The organism is Streptomyces nymphaeiformis, from assembly GCF_014203895.1.
GTDB classification, from domain to species: domain Bacteria; phylum Actinomycetota; class Actinomycetes; order Streptomycetales; family Streptomycetaceae; genus Streptomyces; species Streptomyces nymphaeiformis.
The window spans coordinates 57,326-78,447 of record NZ_JACHJY010000009.1; the positions used below are offsets into that span (position 1 = coordinate 57,326).

Annotated in this window: 22 protein-coding genes; 12 read left to right on the forward strand and 10 right to left on the reverse strand. The window is 71.8% G+C overall.

What is annotated here, in order from left to right; translation table 11 throughout:
- The first annotated feature begins 46 nt into the window (after nucleotides 1-46).
- The 9 genes from GGE06_RS28790 to GGE06_RS28830 all read left to right on the forward strand — a co-directional run bounded on the left by GGE06_RS28790 (nucleotide 47) and on the right by GGE06_RS28830 (nucleotide 7,582).
- Complete coding sequence (locus GGE06_RS28790) at nucleotides 47-226, forward strand: hypothetical protein (RefSeq protein ID WP_116158238.1); 180 nt, start codon at nucleotides 47-49, stop codon at nucleotides 224-226.
- The gene (locus GGE06_RS28795; protein ID WP_116158239.1) at nucleotides 223-936 is read left to right on the forward strand and encodes a phosphoadenylyl-sulfate reductase; all 714 of its coding nucleotides are present in this window, start codon (nucleotides 223-225) and stop codon (nucleotides 934-936) included. The genes GGE06_RS28790 and GGE06_RS28795 overlap by 4 nt, the downstream gene beginning before the upstream one ends.
- Nucleotides 936-1,514 carry an adenylyl-sulfate kinase gene (cysC, locus tag GGE06_RS28800; protein WP_116158240.1) on the forward strand — a complete coding sequence of 193 codons (579 nt, stop codon included), beginning with the start codon at nucleotides 936-938 and terminating at the stop codon, nucleotides 1,512-1,514. Before GGE06_RS28795 ends, cysC begins: the two co-directional genes overlap by 1 nt.
- Nucleotides 1,511-2,446 carry a sulfate adenylyltransferase subunit CysD gene (gene cysD, locus GGE06_RS28805; RefSeq protein ID WP_184932172.1) on the forward strand — a complete coding sequence of 312 codons (936 nt, stop codon included), beginning with the start codon at nucleotides 1,511-1,513 and terminating at the stop codon, nucleotides 2,444-2,446. Before cysC ends, cysD begins: the two co-directional genes overlap by 4 nt.
- A complete protein-coding gene (locus GGE06_RS28810; protein WP_116158242.1) occupies nucleotides 2,446-3,789 on the forward strand; it encodes a sulfate adenylyltransferase subunit 1 in 1,344 nt (447 codons plus the stop codon). Before cysD ends, GGE06_RS28810 begins: the two co-directional genes overlap by 1 nt.
- A 217-nt stretch (nucleotides 3,790-4,006) precedes the next feature.
- A complete protein-coding gene (locus GGE06_RS28815; RefSeq protein ID WP_116158244.1) occupies nucleotides 4,007-5,122 on the forward strand; it encodes an aliphatic sulfonate ABC transporter substrate-binding protein in 1,116 nt (371 codons plus the stop codon).
- 33 nt (nucleotides 5,123-5,155) lie between these two features.
- The gene (locus GGE06_RS28820) at nucleotides 5,156-5,950 is read left to right on the forward strand and encodes an ABC transporter ATP-binding protein (RefSeq protein WP_116158245.1); all 795 of its coding nucleotides are present in this window, start codon (nucleotides 5,156-5,158) and stop codon (nucleotides 5,948-5,950) included.
- Nucleotides 5,937-6,830 (forward strand): ABC transporter permease, encoded by an 894-nt coding sequence (locus tag GGE06_RS28825; RefSeq protein ID WP_116158246.1) that lies wholly within the window; start codon nucleotides 5,937-5,939, stop codon nucleotides 6,828-6,830. The genes GGE06_RS28820 and GGE06_RS28825 overlap by 14 nt, the downstream gene beginning before the upstream one ends.
- An 8-nt stretch (nucleotides 6,831-6,838) precedes the next feature.
- Nucleotides 6,839-7,582 (forward strand): sirohydrochlorin chelatase, encoded by a 744-nt coding sequence (locus GGE06_RS28830; protein ID WP_116158247.1) that lies wholly within the window; start codon nucleotides 6,839-6,841, stop codon nucleotides 7,580-7,582.
- On the opposite strand, the gene GGE06_RS28835 is transcribed toward GGE06_RS28830, so the two are convergent.
- The 7 genes from GGE06_RS28835 to GGE06_RS28865 form a co-directional block, all read right to left on the reverse strand.
- Complete coding sequence (locus GGE06_RS28835) at nucleotides 7,579-8,151, reverse strand: TIGR03086 family metal-binding protein (protein WP_116158248.1); 573 nt, start codon at nucleotides 8,149-8,151, stop codon at nucleotides 7,579-7,581. The genes GGE06_RS28830 and GGE06_RS28835 overlap by 4 nt on opposite strands.
- Nucleotides 8,152-8,231: 80 nt before the next feature.
- The gene (locus GGE06_RS28840) at nucleotides 8,232-8,756 is read right to left on the reverse strand and encodes an allene oxide cyclase barrel-like domain-containing protein (RefSeq protein ID WP_246532840.1); all 525 of its coding nucleotides are present in this window, start codon (nucleotides 8,754-8,756) and stop codon (nucleotides 8,232-8,234) included.
- A 199-nt stretch (nucleotides 8,757-8,955) separates the two neighbouring features.
- The gene (locus GGE06_RS28845; protein ID WP_184932173.1) at nucleotides 8,956-9,582 is read right to left on the reverse strand and encodes a mycothiol-dependent nitroreductase Rv2466c family protein; all 627 of its coding nucleotides are present in this window, start codon (nucleotides 9,580-9,582) and stop codon (nucleotides 8,956-8,958) included.
- Nucleotides 9,583-9,656: 74 nt separating this feature from the next.
- The gene (locus tag GGE06_RS28850) at nucleotides 9,657-10,211 is read right to left on the reverse strand and encodes a DUF1697 domain-containing protein (protein WP_116158249.1); all 555 of its coding nucleotides are present in this window, start codon (nucleotides 10,209-10,211) and stop codon (nucleotides 9,657-9,659) included.
- Between the two features lie 138 nt (nucleotides 10,212-10,349).
- A complete protein-coding gene (locus GGE06_RS28855) occupies nucleotides 10,350-11,642 on the reverse strand; it encodes an ABC transporter substrate-binding protein (RefSeq protein ID WP_184932174.1) in 1,293 nt (430 codons plus the stop codon).
- On the reverse strand, nucleotides 11,639-12,481 hold the full coding sequence (locus GGE06_RS28860; protein WP_116158251.1) for a carbohydrate ABC transporter permease: 843 nt from the start codon (nucleotides 12,479-12,481) through the stop codon (nucleotides 11,639-11,641). Before GGE06_RS28860 ends, GGE06_RS28855 begins: the two co-directional genes overlap by 4 nt.
- A complete protein-coding gene (locus tag GGE06_RS28865; protein WP_221518635.1) occupies nucleotides 12,478-13,476 on the reverse strand; it encodes a carbohydrate ABC transporter permease in 999 nt (332 codons plus the stop codon). The genes GGE06_RS28860 and GGE06_RS28865 overlap by 4 nt, the downstream gene beginning before the upstream one ends.
- A gap of 95 nt (nucleotides 13,477-13,571) precedes the next feature.
- Here GGE06_RS28865 and GGE06_RS28870 point away from each other — a divergent pair, with 95 nt between their 5' ends.
- From GGE06_RS28870 to GGE06_RS28880, 3 genes are all read left to right on the forward strand, one after another.
- Nucleotides 13,572-14,429: a phosphotransferase enzyme family protein gene (locus GGE06_RS28870; RefSeq protein WP_116158253.1), complete on the forward strand. Its 858-nt coding sequence runs from the start codon at nucleotides 13,572-13,574 to the stop codon at nucleotides 14,427-14,429.
- 45 nt (nucleotides 14,430-14,474) lie between these two features.
- Nucleotides 14,475-15,305 (forward strand): alpha/beta fold hydrolase, encoded by an 831-nt coding sequence (locus tag GGE06_RS28875; RefSeq protein WP_116158254.1) that lies wholly within the window; start codon nucleotides 14,475-14,477, stop codon nucleotides 15,303-15,305.
- 301 nt (nucleotides 15,306-15,606) lie between these two features.
- Nucleotides 15,607-17,454: an alpha/beta fold hydrolase gene (locus tag GGE06_RS28880; protein ID WP_184932176.1), complete on the forward strand. Its 1,848-nt coding sequence runs from the start codon at nucleotides 15,607-15,609 to the stop codon at nucleotides 17,452-17,454.
- 23 nt (nucleotides 17,455-17,477) lie between these two features.
- Here the strand turns inward: GGE06_RS28880 and GGE06_RS28885 are convergent, their stop codons facing one another.
- From GGE06_RS28885 to GGE06_RS28895, 3 genes are all read right to left on the reverse strand, one after another.
- Nucleotides 17,478-18,200 (reverse strand): 3'-5' exonuclease, encoded by a 723-nt coding sequence (locus tag GGE06_RS28885; protein ID WP_116158256.1) that lies wholly within the window; start codon nucleotides 18,198-18,200, stop codon nucleotides 17,478-17,480.
- Between the two features lie 87 nt (nucleotides 18,201-18,287).
- Complete coding sequence (locus tag GGE06_RS28890) at nucleotides 18,288-19,610, reverse strand: DUF5919 domain-containing protein (protein ID WP_116158257.1); 1,323 nt, start codon at nucleotides 19,608-19,610, stop codon at nucleotides 18,288-18,290.
- A 121-nt stretch (nucleotides 19,611-19,731) separates the two neighbouring features.
- Complete coding sequence (locus GGE06_RS28895) at nucleotides 19,732-21,072, reverse strand: copper amine oxidase (RefSeq protein WP_116158258.1); 1,341 nt, start codon at nucleotides 21,070-21,072, stop codon at nucleotides 19,732-19,734.
- Nucleotides 21,073-21,122 lie beyond the last annotated feature (50 nt).

Here is a 21,122-nt window from a genome sequence, read left to right on the forward strand (position 1 = left end):
CCGCACCTCTGCGCCGCGTAGGCGGAGAAGCGAACAAGGAGGCACCGTGAGCGAGCGTGCGGCCCCCTTCTTCTGCCCCTACTGCGGGGACGAGGACCTGCGGCCCAACGAGCAGGGTCACGGCGCATGGGAGTGCGCCGCGTGCAGTCGAGCCTTCCAGCTGAAGTTCCTGGGGCTCCTCGCCCCGGCGACTCCGGGCAACTCCACCGGGAGGGAAGACACATGACGGACGATCAGGTGAAGGACGCGACCGCGGCCGACCTCAAGGCACTCGCCGAGCAGGCCGGCCGTGATCTGGAGGACGCCTCCGCCCTGGAGATCCTCCGCTGGGCCGTGGACACCTTCGGCGACCGCTTCTGCGTGACCTCCTCCATGGAGGACGCCGTCGTCGCCCACCTCGCCTCGCGCGTGAAGCCCGGTGTGGACGTCGTCTTCCTCGACACGGGCTACCACTTCGAGGAGACCATCGGCACCCGGGACGCCGTGGACGCCGTCATGGACGTCAACGTCATCACCCTGACCCCGCGTCAGACCGTGGCCGAGCAGGACGCCGAGTACGGTCCGAAGCTCCACGACCGCGACCCCGACCTGTGCTGCGCGCTGCGCAAGGTCAAGCCGCTGGAGGAGGGCCTCACCGCGTACGGCGCGTGGGCCACCGGCCTGCGCCGCGACGAGTCCCCGACCCGGGCGAACACCCCGGTCGTCGGCTGGGACGAGAAGCGGCAGAAGGTGAAGGTCTCCCCCATCGCCCGCTGGACGCAGGACGACGTCGACGCGTACGTCACGGAGCACGGTGTCCTCACCAACCCGCTCCTCATGGACGGGTACGCCTCCGTCGGCTGCGCCCCCTGCACCCGCCGCGTCCTGGAGGGCGAGGACGCCCGCGCCGGACGCTGGGCGGGCCGCGCCAAGACCGAATGCGGGCTGCACGGCTGATGACCCCCACCCCTCAGACCTCCCACACCTCCCAGGAGAACCACGTGACCGGTGCCACCATCTGGCTCACCGGCCTGCCGAGCGCCGGAAAGACCACCATCGCGTACGAGCTGGCCGGCCGCCTCCGCGACGAGGGCCACCGCGTCGAGATCCTCGACGGCGACGAGATCCGCGAGTTCCTCTCCGCGGGCCTCGGCTTCAGCCGCGAGGACCGCCACACGAACGTGCAGCGGATCGGCTTCGTCGCCGAGCTGCTCGCCTCGCACGGCGTGAAGGTCCTGGTCCCGGTCATCGCCCCGTACAACGACAGCCGCGAGGCGGTCCGCAAGCGTCACCAGGCCGAGGGCACCGCCTTCGTCGAGGTCCACGTGGCGACCCCCGTCGAGGTCTGCTCCGTCCGCGACGTGAAGGGCCTCTACGCCAAGCAGGCCGCGGGCGAGATCAGCGGCCTCACCGGCGTCGACGACCCGTACGAGGCGCCCGAGAACCCCGATCTGCGGATCGAGTCCCAGAACCAGACCGTGCAGGAGTCCGCGGCGCAGCTCCACGCGCTGCTCACCGAGAGGGGTCTGCTGTGACCACCGTTGCTCATACTCACGACACCACGGACAGTCCGTTCGCGCTGTCGCACCTCGACTCCCTGGAGTCCGAGGCCGTCCACATCTTCCGTGAGGTGGCGGGCGAGTTCGAGCGGCCGGTGATCCTCTTCTCCGGCGGCAAGGACTCCATCGTCATGCTGCACCTGGCGCTGAAGGCCTTCGCCCCGGCGCCGGTCCCCTTCACGCTGCTCCACGTCGACACGGGGCACAACTTCCCCGAGGTCATCGTGTACCGCGACCGGGTCGTCGCCCAGCACGGGCTGCGGCTGCACGTGGCCTCCGTGCAGGAGTACATCGACGCCGGCAAGCTCCGCGAGCGCCCCGACGGCACCCGCAACCCGCTGCAGACCGTCCCGCTGACCGAGGCGATCCAGCAGCACCGCTTCGACGCCGTCTTCGGCGGCGGCCGCCGCGACGAGGAGAAGGCCCGCGCCAAGGAGCGGGTGTTCTCCCTGCGGGACGAGTTCTCGCAGTGGGACCCGCGCCGCCAGCGCCCCGAGCTGTGGCAGCTCTACAACGGCCGGCACGCCCCCGGCGAGCACGTCCGGGTCTTCCCGCTCTCCAACTGGACCGAGCTGGACGTCTGGCAGTACATCCAGCGGGAGAAGATCGAGCTCCCCGAGATCTACTTCGCCCACGAGCGCGAGGTGTTCGCCCGCAACGGCATGTGGCTCACGGCCGGCGAGTGGGGCGGCCCGAAGGAGACGGAGACGGTCGAGAAGCGGCTGATCCGCTACCGCACCGTCGGCGACATGTCCTGCACCGGTGCCGTCGACTCCGACGCCACCACGCTGGACGCCGTCATCGCCGAGATCGCCGCCTCCCGCCTCACCGAGCGGGGTGCCACCCGGGCCGACGACAAGCTGTCCGAGGCCGCGATGGAAGACCGCAAGCGCGAAGGGTACTTCTAATGAGCACGTCCACCGAGCAGCTGTCCGACCAGCTGGCGGCCACCACCCTGCTGCGTTTCGCCACCGCCGGCTCCGTCGACGACGGCAAGTCCACCCTGGTGGGCCGGCTGCTCCACGACTCCAAGTCGGTCCTCGCCGACCAGCTGGAGGCCGTGGAGCACGCCTCGCGCTCCCGTGGCCAGGAGGCGCCCGACCTGGCGCTCCTCACCGACGGTCTGCGGGCCGAGCGCGAGCAGGGCATCACGATCGACGTGGCGTACCGCTACTTCGCGACGCCCCGCCGCCGGTTCATCCTCGCCGACACCCCCGGGCACGTGCAGTACACCCGGAACATGGTCACCGGCGCCTCCACCGCCGAGCTGGCCGTGGTCCTGGTCGACGCCCGCAACGGCGTCGTCGAGCAGACCCGCCGGCACGCCGCCGTCGCCGCGCTGCTCCGCGTCCCGCACGTGGTCCTCGCCGTGAACAAGATGGACCTGGTCGACTACCAGGAGTCCGTCTTCGCCGCGATCGCCGAGGAGTTCACGACGTACGCCTCCGAGCTCGGCGTCCCGGAGATCACCGCGATCCCGATCTCGGCGCTCGCCGGCGACAACGTCGTGGAGCCGTCCGCGAACATGGACTGGTACGGCGGCCCGACCGTCCTGGAGCACCTGGAGACCGTCCCGGTCAGCCACGACCTGACGGCCTGCCACGCCCGCTTCCCGGTGCAGTACGTGATCCGTCCGCAGACCGCGGAGCACCCCGACTACCGGGGCTACGCCGGTCAGATCGCGGCCGGAGCCTTCCGGGTCGGCGAGGAGATCACCGTCCTGCCGTCGGGGAAGAAGTCGAAGATCGCCGCGATCGACGCGCTCGGCGAGTCCGTGGACATCGCCTGGGCGCCGCAGTCGGTGACGATCCGGCTCGCCGACGACATCGACATCTCGCGCGGCGACCTGCTCGCGCCGAGCGCCGACGCCCCGGCCACCAGCCAGGACGTCGAGGCGACGGTCTGCCACGTGGCGGACCAGCCGCTCGCCGTCGGCCAGCGGGTCCTGCTCAAGCACACCACGCGCACGGTCAAGGCGATCGTCAAGGACATCCCCTCGCGGCTGACCCTCGACGACCTCTCCCAGCACCCGAACCCCGGGCAGCTGGTCGCCAACGACATCGGCCGGGTCGTGGTCCGCACCGCCGAGCCGCTCGCGCTCGACGCGTACGCCGACTCCCGCCGTACGGGTTCGTTCCTGCTGATCGACCCCGCGGACGGCACCACGCTCGCGGCCGGCATGGCGGGCGAGTCCTTCGCCACGTCGAAGGCCGTCGCCGCGGTGGACGAGGAAGAAGGGTGGGACTTCTGATGACCGGTCAGGACTTCTGGGCCACCTTCGCGAAGGAGGGCGGCCGGGTGGGCTCCGGTGCCCTCGGCGCGGGCCGGGGAGGTGTGGCGCGATGTGCGCGCTGACCTCGATGCGCCGCGCCAGCGGTGCGACACGGCTCCACCTGCTCCACCCGCTCCACCCCGAACGACATAAACGCAGACTTCGCTGAGAAGTTGAATCGAGGGGAACACCACCCGTGCCTGCCACCACCCGTACCACCCTGCGCCGCGGCCTGGCCGCCGCCGCCGCTCTGCCGCTGCTGATCGGTGTCCTCGCCTCCTGCGGCTACGGCTCCGAGGCCAAGAACGACGACTCGACGAAGAAGGTGGCCGCCGAGGGCGAGAAGCTCTCCGCCGACACCGTACGGCTCGGGTACTTCCCCAACCTCACGCACGCCACCGCGCTGGTCGGCGACCAGGAGGGCATCCTCCAGAAGGAGCTGGGCGGCACCAAGCTGGTGCCCACCACCTTCAACGCGGGTCCGTCCGAGATCGAGGCGCTGAACGCCGGCTCGATCGACATCGGCTTCATCGGCCCCTCGCCGTCCATCAACGGCTTCGTCAAGACCAAGGGCACCAACCTCCGCATCGTCGGCGGCGCCGCCTCCGGTGGCGTGAAGCTCGTGGTGAACCCGGCGAAGATCAAGACCGCGGACGATCTCAAGGGCAAGAGGATCGCCACCCCGCAGCTCGGCAACACGCAGGACGTGGCCTTCCTCAACTGGATCTCCGAGAAGGGCTGGAAGGTCGACGCCCAGAGCGGCAAGGGCGACGTCTCCGTGGTCCGCACGGACAACAAGGTCACCCCGAACGCCTACGCCTCCGGTGCCATCGACGGCGCCTGGGTGCCCGAGCCGACGGCGTCCAAGCTGGTCGCCGACGGGGCGAAGGTGCTGCTCGACGAGTCCGACCTGTGGCCCGACAAGAAGTTCGTCATCACGAACATCATCGTGTCGCAGAAGTTCCTCAAGGAGCACCCGGACGTCGTCGAGGCGTTCCTGCGCGGCTCGGTGAAGACCAACGAGTGGATCAACGCCAACCAGGACAAGGCGAAGGCCTCGGCCAACGCCAAGCTGAAGGAGCTCTCGGGCAAGGCACTGGGCGCGAAGGTGATCGACGCCGCGTGGCCGTCCATCCAGTTCACCAACGACCCGCTGGCGGCCACCCTGCAGGCCCAGGCCGACCACGCGGTGAAGGCCGGTCTCCTGGAGAAGCCCGAACTGTCCGGCATCTACGACCTGAAGCCGCTCAACAAGGTCCTGAAGGCCGCGGGTCAGCCCGAGGTCTCCGACGCCGGTCTCGGCGCGAAGTAACAGCCCGCAGCTGATCCCCAGGAGGTGACGACCATGGCCACGACCGCGACGCTCGCCAAGGCCGAGGACCGTGCGGCGGTGACCCATGCCGCCCGCATCGAGCATGTCTCCAAGTCCTTCGGCGGACCCGCCGGCGGGCAGCTCGTCCTCGACGACATCTCGCTCGATGTCGCCCCCGGCGAGTTCGTCACCCTCCTGGGCGCCTCGGGCTGCGGAAAGTCCACGCTGCTCAACCTGGTCGCCGGGCTCGACCGGCCGTCCGCGGGGTCCATCGAGACCCCCGGCGGCCGGCCGGCCCTGATGTTCCAGGAGCACGCCCTCTTCCCGTGGCTCACCGCGGGCAAGAACATCGAACTGGCCCTGCGGCTGCGCGGGGTGCCCAAGGCCGAGCGCCGCGACGAGGCCGAGCGGCTGCTCACCCTCGTCCGGCTCGGCGGCTCGTACGACAAGCGGGTCCACGAGCTGTCCGGCGGCATGCGGCAGCGCGTCGCGCTGGCCCGCGCGCTCGCCCAGGACAGCGACCTGCTCCTGATGGACGAGCCGTTCGCCGCGCTCGACGCCATCACCCGGGACGTGCTGCACGACGAGCTGACCCGGATCTGGCGGGAGACGAAGCTGTCGGTGCTCTTCGTCACGCACAACGTGCGCGAGGCCGTGCGGCTGGCCGAGCGCGTCGTCCTCCTCTCGTCCCGGCCCGGCCGGATCGCGCACGAGTGGACCATCGACATCCCTCAGCCGCGCCGCATCGAGGACTCCGCCGTCGCGGAGCTGTCCCTCGAGATCACCGAGCACCTGCGTGGGGAGATCCGCCGCCATGGCCAGCACTGAAACCACCCTGAAGGAGCAGAAGACCGACGACCTCGCCGGGCTCGAAGCCGGTCTGGACGCCCTCGACAGCGTGCAGATCCGGCGGACCCCGGTCGGCGAGGTGCTGGTCAAGAAGGTGCTCCCGCCGGTCGTCGCCGTCGTGCTCGTCCTGGTGGTGTGGCAGCTCCTGGTGTCCTTCAAGGTCACCGACGAGTACAAGCTTCCGGCGCCGTCCGCCGTGTGGGACAGCCTGACCGTGATGTGGCGGGAGGGGACGCTGTTCAGCGTCCTGTGGACCAGCGTGTCCCGGGCCCTGTACGGCTTCGTCCTGGCGCTCGCGATCGGCACCCCGCTGGGCCTGCTCGTCTCCCGCGTGAAGTTCGTGCGCGCGGCGATCGGCCCGATCCTCGCGGGCCTCCAGTCGCTGCCCTCGGTGGCCTGGGTGGCGCCGGCCGTCCTGTGGCTCGGCCTCAACGACAGCATGATGTACGCGGTGATCCTGCTCGGCGCGGTCCCGTCGATCGCCAACGGCCTCGTCGCCGGCGTCGACCAGGTCCCGCCGCTGTTCCTGCGGGCCGGGCAGACGCTCGGCGCGACGGGCGTCAAGGGCGCCTGGTACATCGTGATGCCGGCCGCGCTCCCCGGCTACCTGGCCGGCCTCAAGCAGGGCTGGGCGTTCTCCTGGCGCTCGCTGATGGCCGCGGAGATCATCGCCTCCTCGCCGGACCTGGGCCTCGGCCTCGGCCAGCTCCTGGAGAACGGCCGCAACAACATCGACATGGCCGGGATCTTCCTGGCGATCATCCTGATCCTGCTCGTCGGCATCGCCATCGACCTGCTCATCTTCAGCCCGCTGGAGCGCGCGGTCCTGCGCCGCCGCGGCCTGCTCGCGAGGGGCTGAACCGGACCGTGAACCGCCCCGTCCTCCTCGTGATCGCCCACGGCAGCCGCGACCCGCGGCACGCGGCGACCGTCCAGGCGCTCGTGCGCCGGGCCGGTGCGCTGCGGCCGGGGCTGCGCGTGGAGACGGCGTTCCTGGACTTCAACCTGCCGTCGGTGCCGGGGGTCCTGGACCGCCTGGCCGCCGACGGGGTACGGGAGGTCGTGGCCCTGCCGCTCCTCCTGACCCGGGCCTTCCACGCGAAGGCCGACATCCCCGCCGTACTGCGCCAGGCCCCTCCGTCCCTGGGCATCCGCCAGGCGGAGGTCCTCGGCCCGTCGCCGCTGCTGATCGCGGCGGTGGAGCGGCGGCTGTACGAGGCGGGCCTCACGCCCGCCGACAAGAGCGCGACCGGGGTCGTCCTGGCCTCGGCGGGCTCCACGGACCCGGAGGCGATCGCGGTGATCGCAGAAACGGCGCGGGAGCTGCGGCGCACCGGTTGGTGCTCCGTGCGGCCCGCGTTCGCCTCCGCATCTCTCCCGCGTACGGAGGACGCCGTCCGGGCCCTGCGCTCGGAGCCGGGCGTCCGGCGGGTGGCGGTCGCCCCGTACGTGATAGCCCCGGGCCGCCTCCCGGACCGCATCGCGGCGGGCGCTGCCGGGGCCGACGTCCTGGCGGACGTCCTCGGCCCCTCCCCCGAACTGGCCCGCCTGCTCCTGGAGCGGTACGACGGGGCCCACGCGGTGGACGGCGCGGTCGCCAGGACGGCTTAGGCCTTCGGGTTCCGGCCGCTGATCGCCAGGGCGCGGTCGAGGGCCGGTGCGTCGTCGGGGACGTCGACGACCGCGGCGAAGCCCTCGTACTGGCGGTACATCTCCGCGTACCGCTCGACCACGCCGAGCAGGAAGACGGCCGTCTCCTCCGGCAGGGTGAAGTCCTGTCCGGTGGAGCGGGCCAGGTCCCAGCCGTGCAGGGCGAGTTCCTCGACGAGCATGGCGGCGATCTCGGGGGCCGGCATGGCGCTGCCGACCATGTCGATCTCCCCCTCCCAGGCCTCCGGCCGCTCCCACGCGGCCAGGGCCCGGTCGAGCTGGGCCGCGTACGCCTCGGCCCAGCCGTCCTCTCCGGCGAAGTCCCGCTGGACGGTCTCCTCGGGGAGCTGGGTGCGCAGGGCCCGGTGTTCGAGGCCGTGCGCGGAGTAGAGGACCAGGTGGTTGGCGAGTTCGCGGACGGTCCAGTCGGTGCAGACGGAGGGTTCCCCGAGCTGCTCGACGGTGACGGCGCGGGCGACGCGGCGCGCCTCGGCGGCGCAGGCGGTGAGGTGGGTGTGCATCTCGTTCATGCTCCCGACGCTACGGGCCGCCCGGCCGCTCCGTCTTGAACTTTCGCGACACCCGGTCGCCGGGCGGCGACCGGGGTCGGTCAGGCGAAGGTGAACGTGAGGTGCCTCACGACCTTGCCGTCCACAATGGTCGTGTCGGAGTGGACCGTGCCGCGGGCCTTGGCGTACCTCCCGGTGCCGCCGGTGATCGCGTTGTCGAACGAAGGGGGCGGGCCCGGGTTGAGGGTGCCGAAGTACATCCCCTGCGCGGTGATCTGGCCGTCCGGGAGGGCGTAGGTCACGATGCACTCCTCCGCTCCACCGGGGTCGCCCTCCACCGCCGCCCGGGTGAGGACGCAGGTGCCGCCGCTCTCGCCGACCACGTTGCCGCCCTCGTCTTTGAGGATCGACCGGACGACGACCCGATCGCCCTGCGCGGCGGGGCCGCCGGGGTTCACGGGGAAGGGGGTCCGCTGCGCGAGCTCGGCGGTGAGGGTGAGGACAGGGGCCCTGCCCTTGGCCTGGGCGGAACCGGCCCCGGTCGCGGCGGAGGTGACGGGGGCGCAGGCGAGGAGGGCGGCGAGCGCGGTGGCCGTGCCGAGGCAGGCTGCTCTGACGGGACGCATGGTGCGGCTCCTGAGGTCGGTGCACAGGGATGGTCGTCCGGACTCGGATGGTCCGGAGACATATGCATAACCTCGGCCCGGCCGTCGCCCGGAGCGTTCGGGCGCGACCCACCGGAAGATCCGACCGGTCGGATCAACCCGTGACGGCTGCCTGGAGTACGGGGCTTCGGCGTCCTGACCTGCCCATACGCCGTACGGTCTAGCTGAAGTCCAGGCCGCCCGTGCGGGTGCGCTTGAGCTCGAAGAGGTCCGGGTGGTTGGCCAGGACGCGGAAGCTGTCGAAGAGTTCGGCGGCGTCCTCGCCGCGCGGGATGGCGCGCAGGACCGGGCCGAACCAGACGGTGCCGTCGACGTGGATCGTCGGGGTGCCGACGTACCCCTCCCCCTCGGACTCCTTGCCCGCGTCGTGGCTGCGGCGGACCAGCTCGTCGTACGACGGGTCGTGCGCGGCGGCCGCGAGTTCGGGGGCGAGCCCGAGCTCGTTGAGCGATTCGGCGATGACGGCGTCGAAGTCCTTCTGCTTCTTCTCGTGGATGCGGGTGCCGTACGCGGTGTAGAGCGGGCGCAGGATCTCCTCGCCGTGCTGTTCGGCGGCGGCGGCGGCAACGCGGACGGGGCCGATGGAGGCGTCGACGAGCTCGCGGTACCAGTCGGGAAGGGTGTTGCCCTCGTTGTGGAAGTACAGGCTCATGACCTTGAAGCGGAGGTCGATGTCCCGGTGGTTCTCGACTTCCAGCATCCAGCGGGAGGTGATCCACGCGAAGGGGCAGGCGGGGTCGAAGTAGAAGTCGACGGTCGGACGGGGCTTGGTCTCGTTGTTCGTCATGACCATGAATCTAGTCGGCAGATGGCCCGGTGCCACGGGCCATTTCCCGGTTGTTCCCCTGGGCCAATCAGGGGTCAGTCCTCGTGTGTCATCTCGACGAGTTTGACCACGGTGTTCCAGTTCCGGCCGGTGGCGACCAGCCCCTTCACGACGGACGGGCGGGAGACCGCGTCGCCCAGCTTGGACTTCCCGAGGCCCTCGGGGGTGTAGAGGTAGAGCACGCGGTCGCCGAGGGCGAAGTCCTCGGGCAGGAAGGCCTCGCGGTCGAGGGAGGCGAAGCGCTCGGGGTCGGCGGGACCGGAGTAGTAGATGGCGTGGAGCTGCTTGCCCTGGAGTTCGGCGGCCGGGAAGGGGCAGTCGGCGGCGACGGCGGCGAGGTAGTCGCCGTCGCGGACGAGGCAGTCGACGCGGAAGCCGAAGCGTTCCTCGACGGCGTCTTCGAGCGCGGCCCGCAACTCCTCCTCTCCCGCGCCGGAATCGGTGGTGAAGACGGCGTTGCCGCTCTGGAGGTAGGTGCGGACGTCCGTGTGCCCGAGCCCTTCGAGGAGGCTCCGGAGCTCCGCCATGGGGACCTTGCGGCGGCCGCTCACGTTGATACCGCGGAGCAGGGCCGCGTACGTCTTCGTCATGGACCTCAATGTATGGCCACCGCGCCTCGTGGGGGGCGGCACGATGGCCGGTTCGAACACTGTCCGATGGCGGGGGCGCGGAGAAGACCCTTCACCCATCTGTGACTTATTCAACAAGGTTTCGTAATGACGAATCCGTCATCTGCGCTGATAGCGGGCGAGGACCCGGTTGCCGTCCTCGACCAGGCGTCTGCGCAGCTCGGCCCGGTCGATGGCGCCGCTGTAGTACTCCTGGAAGGCCGGGGTCGCCACCTTGTCCTTCCACTCGGGATAGCCGCGCACGGACTGCGCGGGCGCGGGCCGCAGGTGCCGCGCCACCGCCGCCCCGGTCGCCCAGCCGTCGCGCGCGGTGTGCAGGGAGGGGTCGGCGAGCGCGGCCGTGCCGGTGGGCAGCATCCAGTCGCCGCGGGCGAGCCGCACCATGTTCGCCGGGCGCAGGAAGAAGTCGAGGAACCGCGCGGCCTCCTTCTTGTGGGGGCTGCCCTCGGCGATCGACAGGGTCTGCGGGGAGACGCCCTGGGCGAGCCCCTCGTCGCCGGCGGGCGCGGGCAGCACGGTCCACTCGAAGCCCTCGGGTGCCTGCTGGGCGATCTGCTGACGGTAGGCGAAGCCGAGGGGGACCATGGCGTACTTGCCGGCGAAGAAGCCGGGGAGGGTGTCGGAGCCGCCGCTGCCGAGCGTGGTGCGCGGGGCGGTCCGGTCGGTGGCGACCTGGTCGTGGACGGTGCCGGGGACGATGCCGTCGGCCTCGGTGAAGTCGACTGTGACCCGGCCGTCGGGGTCCCGGTGGAAGAGCCGCCCGCCCGCGGAGACGCCGAGGTTGAGGCTGACGGAGACGGGTTCCCTGAGGGGCCAGGCGACCGCGTACCGGCCGGGGCCCATGGTGCGGGTGAGGTCCTGGGCGATCTGCCGGAACTCGCTCCAGCTCCAGGGCTTCTCCGGGGTGGGGACGCGGACTCCGGAGGACTCCAGGATCTTCCGGTTGGCGATGAGGACGCGCGGTTCCTGGAGGAAGGGCACGCCGTAGACGCCCTCGCCGAAGGTGGTGGTCTCCCAGCTGCGGGCGGGGATGTCGGCGCGCAGCCGCTCGGGCAGCAGCGGGCGGAGGTCGGCGAGGTGGCCACCGTAGGCGAAGTCGGCCAGGTCGTCGGAGGCGTCGTGGATGATGTCGGGCGCCTCGCCGCCCTCGAAGGAGGTGAGGAGCTGGTCGTGGACGGAGTCCCAGCTGCCCTGGACGTAGTCGACCTGGACGTCGGGGTGGCCGGCGTTCCACTCGTCCACCAGTTGCCGGTTGGCGTCGACGGACTCCTTCTGCCAGGCCAGGGACTGGAATCGGAGCCGTACGACACCGTCGTCGGGACCGTCGTCGCCGGCGGCGCAGCCGGTGAGGAGCAGGGCGAGGGAGGCGACGAGGCCGAGGAGCCGTCTCATGACTTCACCGCCCCGGCGAGCATGCCGCCCGCGATCCGTTTCTGGAGGAGGGCGAAGACGAGGAGGGACGGCAGGGTCGCGAGGAAGGCCGCGGCCGCGAGCGGGCCGAGGTCGGCGACGCCCTCGGCGCCGAGGAAGTGGGTGAGGACGACCGGCAGGGTCTGCTTCTCGGGGGTCTTGAGCAGGACGAGCGCGAAGAAGAACTCGTTCCAGGCGGTGACGAAGGCGAAGAGGGCGGTGGCGACGATGCCCGGGCCGAGCAGCGGGGCGGTGACCGAGACGAGGGTACGGATCCGGCCGGCGCCGTCGACGGCCGCGGCCTCCTCCAGCTCGGCCGGGACGGCCCGTACGTACCCCATGAGCATCCAGAGGGCGAAGGGCAGCGACCAGACCACGTACACCAGGACGAGGCCGGCGACGCTGTTGATCAGGTGCAGGTTCTTGAGGACGAGGAAGAGCGGGATGATCACGAGGACGAAGGGGAAGGCCTGGCTGATCACCACCCAGCCGGTGGCGGCCCCGGCGAGCCGGCCCCGGTGGCGGGCCGTCACATAGGCGAGCGGGGTGGCGACGGCCACCGCGATCACGGCGGCGCAGACGGCGGCGAGCAGGCTGTTCGCGGCGGCCCTGAGCAGCGGCTGCTCGTCGAAGGCCTGCCGGAAGTTGTCGAGGGTGGGGTCCTCCGGGATCCAGGTGGGGTGCAGCGAGGCCAGCTCGGGGGCGGGCTTGAAGGCCGTGGAGAGCAGCCAGAGGAAGGGGAAGGCGAGGAAGACCAGGTACGCGAGGAGGGCCAGGTACTGCCCCGCGCGCGCGGGCCCGCTCGTCCGGAGGGCGCTCACCGGTCCTGGTCCCCTTTCAGACGGCGTACGAGGGAGAGGGCGATGAGCACGGAGACGGCGGCGACCATCACGCAGCCCATGGCGGCGGCGTAGCCGAACTGCCCGTAGCGGAAGGCCTCTTCGTAGGCGAAGAGCATGGGGAGCCGGGTGCGGCCGCCCGGTCCGCCGTTGGTCAGGACGTAGACCAGGGCGAAGGAGTTGAAGTTCCAGATGAGGTTGAGGGCGGTGATGGCGAGGGCCACGGGCCGGAGCGCGGGCCAGGTGACGGTGCGGAAGCGGCGCCAGGCGCCGGCGCCGTCGAGGGCGGCGGCCTCGTGGAGTTCGCGCGGGGTGTTCTGGAGTCCGGCGAGCAGGGCGACGGTGGTCTGCGGCATGCCGGCCCAGACGCCGACGACGATGACGGCGGGCAGGGCGGTGGCGAGCCCGGAGAGCCAGTCGCGGCCCTCGCCGAGGCCCAGGTTCCGGAGGGTCTCGTTGAGGATGCCGGCGTCGGGGTTGTAGACGAGCCGCCACATGATGCCGACGACGACCTCGGGCATCGCCCAGGGGACGATGGCGAGGGCCCGGGCAAGCCAGCGAAGGCGGAGGTCCTGGTTCAGCAGCAGGGCCAGGCCGAGGGCGAGCAGGAACTGCGGGACGGTGACCCCGGCGGCCCAGACCAGGCCGATGCGGAAGGACTCCCAGAAGAGGGTGTCGTGCAGCAGGTCCTGGAAGTTGAGGGCGCCCACCCAGCGGGTGGCCTGGACGCGGCCGGACTGGGCGTCGGTGAAGGCGAGCGCGATGCCGTAGAGGAGCGGGCCCACGCTGAGGACGAGGATCGGCAGGAGGGCCGGGAGCACCAGGAACCAGGCGCCGGGATCGGGGCCGCGCGGTCGTGCCCCGGGGGCGGCGGCGCGCGGTGCGCGCGCCCTGCCGGGCCGCTTCGTCGCGGTCACGGAGCTCACGATCGGACCCCCGTCTGTTGTCTGGTGACGCCGTCGTGGGAACCCCGTCATGGTGCTGACGGCCCGTCGGCCCGTCAAGGCGACCGGCGCGGTGAGCTGCGCGGATGCGAGACTTTGGCGCAAACACACAGGTGAGGGAGAGGTCGATGGACGAGGCGCGGGCACGGGAGATCCTGGCCGGGGCGGAGCTGCCGGTCGCGGAGGCGCGGCTGCTCGCGCTCGGCGAGAACGCGGTCTTCGCGGTGGGCGATCTGGTGGTGAAGGTCGGCCGGGACGCGGAGCTGTTCGCGCGGGCCGAGCGGGAGCTCGCGCTGGCGGCCTGGCTGGAATCGGCCGGTGTCCCGGCGGTCCGGGCCGCCGAGGAGAAGCCGCGGCTCGTGGACGGGCATCCGGTCACCCTGTGGCACCGGCTGCCGGACGCGGTACGGGCGACGGAGCCCCGCGATCTGGCCCCGCTGCTCCGGGCCGTGCACGCGCTGCCGGAGCCGGCGGGGTTCGCGCTCCCCCGGCGTGAGCTGCTCGGCGGGGTCGAGCGGTGGCTGCGGCTCGCGGGGGACGCGATCGACCCGGCGGACGCGGCGTTCCTGCGGGAACGGCGCGACTCCTTCGCCCCGGCGGCGGCCTCGCTCACCCCGCACCTGGCCCCGGGACCCATCCACGGTGACGCCCTCCCCCGGAACGTCCACGTCGGCCCCGAGGGCCCGGTCCTGGTGGACCTGGAGACCTTCTCCTCGGACCTGCGCGAGCACGACCTGGTGGTCCTCGCGCTCTCCCGGGACCGGTACGGCCTGGACCCGGCGGCGTACGAGGCCTTCACCGAGGCGTACGGCTGGGACGTCCGGGAGTGGGAGGGGTGCGCGGTGCTGCGCGGGGCACGGGAGACCGCGAGCTGCGCGTGGGTGGCGCAGCACGCACCGTCGAACCCGAAGGCGCTCGCCGAGTTCGAGCGGCGGGTGGCCTCGCTGCGGGACGGCGACCCCGAGGTGCGCTGGTACCCGTTCTGACATCATGTTCCCGTCGAACCGGCCGGTAACGAACGGGGTGTTGAGATGCGTGTCGAACTGTCCGAGGTGACCCTCGACGTCGAGGTGAGCGGGGAGGGACCGGCCGTGCTGCTCGTGCACGGCTTCCCCGACAGCCACCACCTGTGGCGGCACCAGGTCGCGGCGCTGAACGCGGCCGGCTTCACGACCGTGGCCCCGACCCTGCGGGGCTTCGGCGCCTCGGAGCGTCCGGAGGGCGGCGTGGAGGCGTACCACCCGGGCAAGCACGTCGGCGACCTGGTCGAGCTGCTCGCCCGGCTGGAACTGGACCGGGTCCACCTGGTGGGCCACGACTGGGGTTCGGGCATCGCCCAGGGCCTGACCCAGTTCTTCCCCGACCGGGTGCGGAGCCTGAGCATCCTGTCCGTGGGGCATCTGGCGTCGATCCGGGCTGCGGGCTGGGAGCAGAAGCAGCGCTCCTGGTACATGCTGCTGTTCCAGCTGGCCGGGCTCGCCGAGGACTGGCTGGCGCGGGACGACTTCGCGGGGATGCGGGACATGCTGGGCGAGCACCCGGACGCGGAGGCCGTGATCGAGGGGCTGCGGGCGCCTGGCGCGCTGACGGCCGCGCTGAACGTCTACCGCGCCGGCATCCCGGCGGAGGTCCAGTTCGGCCCCGAGGCGCCGGCGGTGCCGCTGCCGGAGTCCGTGCCGGTGATGGGCGTGTGGTCGACCGGCGACCGGTTCCTCACCGAGCGGTCGATGTCCGGGACGGCCGAGTTCGTGAACGGCCCCTGGCGCTACGAGCGCGTCGAGGACGCCGGCCACTGGCTCCAGCTGGACCAGCCGGAGAAGGTCAACGAGCTGCTGCTGTCCTTCCTCAAGGAGAACTCCTGACGGGCCGGTTCCGGTCGATCGCCCCTGATCCCGGCTGACCGGTTCCGTCGGCGGTCGACGGATGGTGATCGTTTCCATGGGCGGGGCTCGGCGGAGGGCGCGTTCAAACGCTCCTGGAGAGTGAGTCCGGCGCGGTCCGACGGGACCGGGGGCGGTGTCCATTTTCCACGCTTCCGCTCCTTCTGGGCTGGAACGATGCCGACCGTCTCCGCCGCGCGGGCCGGGAGGGCCGGGAACCGGCGGGGACGTCCCGGTACCCGGCGCCGACCGGCTGGTCGGCCACAGTGAAGAGGACCGCTTCGTGAGCAACCCTCAGGACGACAACGAGATCACCGCGGTCACCGCCGCCGAGGTGGCCCGGATCGCCGACCAGGGCGTCTACGCCTCCGCCACCGAGCTCGACCCGGCCACCGTCCATCTGGCCGAGGCCCTGCTCGCCACGCTGGACGGCTCGGCCGAGAGCACCTTGCTCCCGCCCGAGCTCCAGCAGCTGACGGAGCAGGTGAAGGCCAGGGCTACCCTCGACCGCCTCACGATCACGGCGGACGACGGGGTGCGCCTTTCGGCGTTCACGATCAAGCTCAACGGCGACGAGCCCCGCCCGGTGGTGATCGTGCCGGCGGGCTGGACGCCGCTCGGCTGGGCGCTCTTCGTGTACACGTACCTCCAGCTGGCCGTGCGCGGCTATCACGTCCTCGCGTACACCCCGCGCGGCATCGGGCAGACGTTCCCCCTGCCGGGCGGCGGTTACGTCGACGCGTTCTTCACCTCCGGCGGCACGATCGACGTCGCCGGCCCGAACGACTGGCGCGACGGCTCCACCGTCATCGACTACGCGCAGCGGCACTTCAACCCGAGCAAGATCGCGTTCCTCGGTGAGTCGTACGGGTCCGGCATCAGCCAGCTCGTCGCGGCGCACGACCCGGCCGCCCGCGTCGACGCGGTCGTGGCCCTGAGCACCTGGGGCAACCTCGCCACCAGCCTCTACGACAACGGCACCCGGCACCTGAAGGCCGTGGAAGCCCTGGTCAATCTCACCGGCGGCCCCAAGGAGCGGAAGTTCGACGCCCCCACCCTGAAGCTCCTGGAGGACTTCGAGGCCGGAACGAACATGAAGGAGGTGGTGGACTGGGCCACGGAGCGCGCGCCGGCCCATTACCTCGCCGAAACCAACGCCCGGAACGTCCCCACCTTCTTCTCCAACACCTGGCACGAGACGCTGTTCCCGGTCAACCAGGTCGTCGAGCACTTCGAGCGGCTGACCGTGCCCAAGCATCTGAACCTGTGGATCGGCGACCACGCCGCTCCGGAGGGCGCCGGGCTCACCATCCCGTTCAGCGGGCCGAACCTCCCCGTCGAGGAGGCCTTCGCCTGGCTCGACCACCATGTGCTCGGCGCCGCCAACGGCGTGCCCGAGTGGCCTGCGGTCAACAGCCAGATCATGTTCACGTACAAGACGCGGACCGACCCGGAGACCGGGAAGACCGTCATCACCGAGCCCGCCGTCCGCGAGCCCAAGTCCTCCTGGGCGGAGGTCACCACCTCCACCGAGTCCTGGTATCTGACCGCCGTCGGCTCCGACAGCCGTGACGGCGGCCTCGCCGGGGAGGTGGAGACCGGCTGGAAGCGGGAGTTCACCGCAGGCCGGCTCACGGACGCCACCGCGGTCGACGCCCTCATCGAAACCGGCCAGGCCGAGTGGCAGGGCACCCCGAAGACCTACCCCACGGACACGTTCGACCGCCGGCACCTCGCCGTCTGGACCAGCGCCCCGCTCGACGCCGGCACGAACGGGACCGCCCGCCGCATCCGGGGCGTTCCCGAGCTCACGCTCGGAGTCCGCAGCAGCGCCGCCTCGGCGACGCTCGTGGCCTACCTCTTCGACGTCAGCGCCGACGACACGGCGCGCATCATCACCCACGAGCCCCTCACGCTGACTGACCTGACGCCCGGCGAGGAGCACACGGCCACCTGGAAGCTCCAGGCAGCGGGCTACGACGTGGCCGCGGGCCACCGCCTCATGCTCGTGGTGAACAGCAAGGACCAGCTCTACTCCGACGCCCTCACCGACGCCGGGGCCGACAGCGGCACGACCACGCTCACGTCCGTCGACGGCGAGGCGGCCCACCTGAAGCTGCCGCTGGGCTGATACGGCCGATGCACCCGGGCGGGTCAGACCGCCGCCGCGACCGTCTCGCGCAAGGGCCACGTGGAGTCGACGACCGCCTCCGCGTCGCCCTTGCGGCGCAGGAAGGCCTGGAAGTCCTCGGCCCAGGCGCGGTACCAGCCGATCTGGCGCTCGTGCAGCGCGGCCGGGTCGAGGGCGGCGACCTGCGGGTGCCGCTCGGCTATCGCGACGGCGACCCGGACGGCGGCGAGCGCGTCGGCCGCGGCCTGGTGGGCGGCCTCCAGGACCACGCCGTACTCCCCGCAGACCGCCTCCAGGGTGCGCTTGCCGCGCCGGTAGCGGTCGACGGCCCGGTCGATGGTGTACGGGTCGACGACCGGTCCGATCGCCGCCCCACCGAGCCGCTCCTCCAGGGAGGGCAGCCCGTGGCGGCGCAGCTCGGCGGCGAGGAGCGTGAGGTCGAAGGAGGCGTTGTACGCGACGACGGGCACGCCCTGCTTCCAGTAGCCGGTCAGGGTCTCGGCGATCTCGTCGGCGACCTCCCGCACCGGCCGGCCCTCGGCGGCCGCGCGCTCGGTGCTGATGCCGTGGATCGCGGAGGCCTGCTCCGGGATGCGGATGCCCGGGTCGGCGAGCCAGTCGCGCTGCCGGGACACCCGGCCGCCGTGGTAGCCGACGATCGAGGCCGTGACGATCCGGGCCTCCAGCGGATCGGTGCCGGTCGTCTCCAGGTCGAAGCCGACCAGCGGTTCCGCGTGCCAAGCCATCGGGTCCTCCTTACGTGATCTCCCCCGTGGTGCTGAACACCCTCGCACGCACCACTGACAACGCCCCCCGCCGCCCCGGGCGAGAGGTCAGGAGACGGGCCGGGAGTCGAGCCAGACCGACTCGAATTCCTCCCGATATGTCTCGAAAAGTCCGTGATCTCCGTCACGGGCGGACTGCCCGTGCCGGACGACGTTCCGGCCGCCGCCGCGCAGGACGAGGACCGGGGCCTCCATGCCCCGGGCCCGGCGCAGATAGGACTGGACGACGCCGACCCCGTCCGGTCCGTCGCCGTCCACCAGGTAGGCGGTGAAGCGGGGGGTCTCGTCGAAGACGTGGATCTGGAAGGCCCCCGGGTCGCGCAGCTTCGAGCGGACCCGGCGCATGTGCAGGATGTTCATCTCGACCGAGCGGCTGAGCTCGCCCTTCTTCAGGCCGAGTTCGCGCTCGCGGCGCTTGACGGCGCTGCTCGCGGGGTTGAGGAAGAGGAGCCGGGTCCGGCAGCCGGACTCGGCGAGGCGGACCATGCGGCGGCCGGAGAAGTTCTGCACGAGCAGGTTCAGGCCTATGCCGGTGGCGTCGAGACGCCGCGCCCCGCCGAAGAGGTCCTCGGCGGGCAGCTGTCGCTGGAGCCGGACGCGGTCGGGATGGACGGAGACGACGTCCGCGTACCGGTCGCCGACGAGGTCCTCGACCGCGTCCACGGGCAGCCGGTCGGCGGACGGCACCGCGGCGCCGCTGCCGAGGATCTCCAGGATCCGGGCGGAGGCCCGCTCGGACTGGGCGAGGACGGTCAGCGAGAGGGCCCGGTTGCGGGAGACCACGTTCCGCGTGACCTCCAGCTCGTCGAGGGCGAGTTCGACCTCGCGCCGGTCGTCGAAGTAGGGCTCGAAGCACGGCCAGTGCTGCACCATCAGCTCCCGCAGCTGCGGCAGCGTGAGGAAGCTCAGCACGTTGTCGTCGGCCGGGTCGAGGAGGTAGCCCTTGCGCCGGGAGACCTCGCGGACGGCGACCGCCCGCTGGACCCACTCCTGGCCGGCCGGTCCGGCCGCGGCCACCACCCACTCCTCGCCGTGCACCGGTTCGTACACGGGCCGCAGGACGGCGGCGACCACGGCCCGCAGCCGCTGTTCGACGAGGTTCAGCCAGATGTAGGCGCGGCCGGCGCGCTGGGCCCGGGTGCGGACCTCGCTCCAGGCCTCGGCGCCCCAGTCGAGCTCCGCCCCGATCTCCACCGGCCGTCCGACGGTGACCGTGCCGGGCGGCACGACCGTCCCCGGCGGCAGGACCACGCCCGGAGGGACGGCCGCGCCCGGCGGCGCGGCCGCACCGGGCGGCGCCTCTGCGGGGTCGGCCGGGCCCCCCTCGTGACCCGCGTCACCTGGGGGCAGCTCCAGACCTCCCGAGCTCACCCGCGCACCGCCTTCTGCTCCCGGACACCCGTTCCGGCGGACAGGATGACCATGTGACAACGATCAAGGAAGGGTACTCCGCGAGCGGGAGGCGGTGCAGCAGGATCGTCAGGCTGCTTCCTCAACTCCCCAGATCCGGCTGCCCGTTCTGGGAGGCGAGATCGGCCGGAGTGAGCGGATTCATAGCGGTTACGTCCCTGGGCACGAGCTGGAAGCCCTGCCAGTGGACCGGCATCGGCTGCTGGTCCTCGTCCCGGGCGATGTGGTGGAACCCGATGTTGACCCACACGGACGGGTTGGTCAGGGTCTCGCCGTTGACCCACTTGTCGACGCTGTCACCGGCGCCCGCCGCGCAGTCGCCGGTGTTGTTGCTGGCGAACTTCTCGCAGGCGCGCGCCTGGGTGAAGTAGACGTCGTGCTTGGTGAAGGGCCGGCCGGCGTGGGTGTCGGTGTGGCCGGGCACGATCTCGTACGAGCGGGCGTGGCCGTCGGCGTTCTTGCCGGTATCGCTGACCACCCGCCACCAGCGCATGTTCTTCGCGTCGCCCGCGAGTTCCTTGGTGACGGTCGTGCGCGTCGTCTTCACCTTGGGTCCGCCGCCGGAGGCCGGGGCCGCGGTGACGGTGGAGTCGAACTGCTCGATCCGGCCCTTGGTGGAGCCGTCGAGGCCGAAGTCGAGCTTCCAGAAGACGTTGTGGGCGTGGCTGGTGGCATAGCCGCGGGCGCCCTTGCCGAGGGGCCAGCCGCGTCCGTCGGTGGCGTTGTAGTCGACGGGCGAGAGGCTGCCGGTGGCCCCGACGTTGGCGCCGATGGTGCCGTCGGCGGTGAAGCGCCACTCGGTGATGTACTCGTACCAGCCGACCTTGTTGACGGTGTAGACGAGCAGGTCCTTGGCCTGCGCCGCCCAGACCTTGGAGCCGTTGTCGCTGGCCATGCGGTACGCGTGCCCGCGCGCCCGCGTGGTGGTGCACAGGCCCTTGACGTCGCCGACCTCGGCCACCTTGATCGTGGTGAGGGTGCCGCCGGGGCACTCGGCCGGCTTGAGGTTCTGCAGGCCCCAGCCGAAACCGGCGCCGGTGAGGTCGTCGTACTCGGCGCCGCCGTCGTCGTACGGCACGTGGATCTGGGCGAGCCGGGCGCTGTTGAGGACGCGGATGGGCGCGGCGGCGCCGGGCGGCTGGTAGGTGACCCGGTCGAGCGTGAGCCCGGCGTCGGTGTCGTAGCGCCAGCACATGCGCCAGGTGGTGCCGCCGTCGAGCTTCTGCGTGATGCGGTACGCGGCCGAGCAGTCGGGCGTCGCGGCGGCGGGCCTCGCGCCCGCCGTCGGGGGCGGCGGGTTCGGGACGGCGACGGCGCCGGTCGCGGGTCCGGCGGCGGCCGTGGCGGTGCCGAGCAGGGCGGCTGCGGTCAGGACGGCGCCCCGCTTGCGGGTGCGCCGGTTCTGGTTGCGCGTGGTGGACATGGGGACGTACTCCCTCGTACGTGTCGTGAGGCTGTGGAGTGGCCGGGCCG

What these genes read in the sequence shown, in the direction of transcription:
- GGE06_RS28845 (WP_184932173.1), bottom strand. Translation starts at nt 9,582, where the DNA reads ATGACGAACAACGAGACCAAGCCCCGTCCGACCGTCGACTTCTACTTC.
- GGE06_RS28875 (WP_116158254.1), top strand. Translation starts at nt 14,475, where the DNA reads ATGCGTGTCGAACTGTCCGAGGTGACCCTCGACGTCGAGGTGAGCGGG.
- cysC (WP_116158240.1), top strand. Translation starts at nt 936, where the DNA reads ATGACCCCCACCCCTCAGACCTCCCACACCTCCCAGGAGAACCACGTG.
- GGE06_RS28865 (WP_221518635.1), bottom strand. Translation starts at nt 13,476, where the DNA reads ATGACGGGGTTCCCACGACGGCGTCACCAGACAACAGACGGGGGTCCG.
- GGE06_RS28850 (WP_116158249.1), bottom strand. Translation starts at nt 10,211, where the DNA reads ATGACGAAGACGTACGCGGCCCTGCTCCGCGGTATCAACGTGAGCGGC.
- GGE06_RS28885 (WP_116158256.1), bottom strand. Translation starts at nt 18,200, where the DNA reads ATGGCTTGGCACGCGGAACCGCTGGTCGGCTTCGACCTGGAGACGACC.
- GGE06_RS28840 (WP_246532840.1), bottom strand. Translation starts at nt 8,756, where the DNA reads ATGCGTCCCGTCAGAGCAGCCTGCCTCGGCACGGCCACCGCGCTCGCC.
- GGE06_RS28870 (WP_116158253.1), top strand. Translation starts at nt 13,572, where the DNA reads ATGGACGAGGCGCGGGCACGGGAGATCCTGGCCGGGGCGGAGCTGCCG.
- GGE06_RS28810 (WP_116158242.1), top strand. Translation starts at nt 2,446, where the DNA reads ATGAGCACGTCCACCGAGCAGCTGTCCGACCAGCTGGCGGCCACCACC.
- GGE06_RS28855 (WP_184932174.1), bottom strand. Translation starts at nt 11,642, where the DNA reads ATGAGACGGCTCCTCGGCCTCGTCGCCTCCCTCGCCCTGCTCCTCACC.
- GGE06_RS28820 (WP_116158245.1), top strand. Translation starts at nt 5,156, where the DNA reads ATGGCCACGACCGCGACGCTCGCCAAGGCCGAGGACCGTGCGGCGGTG.
- GGE06_RS28835 (WP_116158248.1), bottom strand. Translation starts at nt 8,151, where the DNA reads ATGAACGAGATGCACACCCACCTCACCGCCTGCGCCGCCGAGGCGCGC.
- GGE06_RS28795 (WP_116158239.1), top strand. Translation starts at nt 223, where the DNA reads ATGACGGACGATCAGGTGAAGGACGCGACCGCGGCCGACCTCAAGGCA.
- GGE06_RS28825 (WP_116158246.1), top strand. Translation starts at nt 5,937, where the DNA reads ATGGCCAGCACTGAAACCACCCTGAAGGAGCAGAAGACCGACGACCTC.
- GGE06_RS28895 (WP_116158258.1), bottom strand. Translation starts at nt 21,072, where the DNA reads ATGTCCACCACGCGCAACCAGAACCGGCGCACCCGCAAGCGGGGCGCC.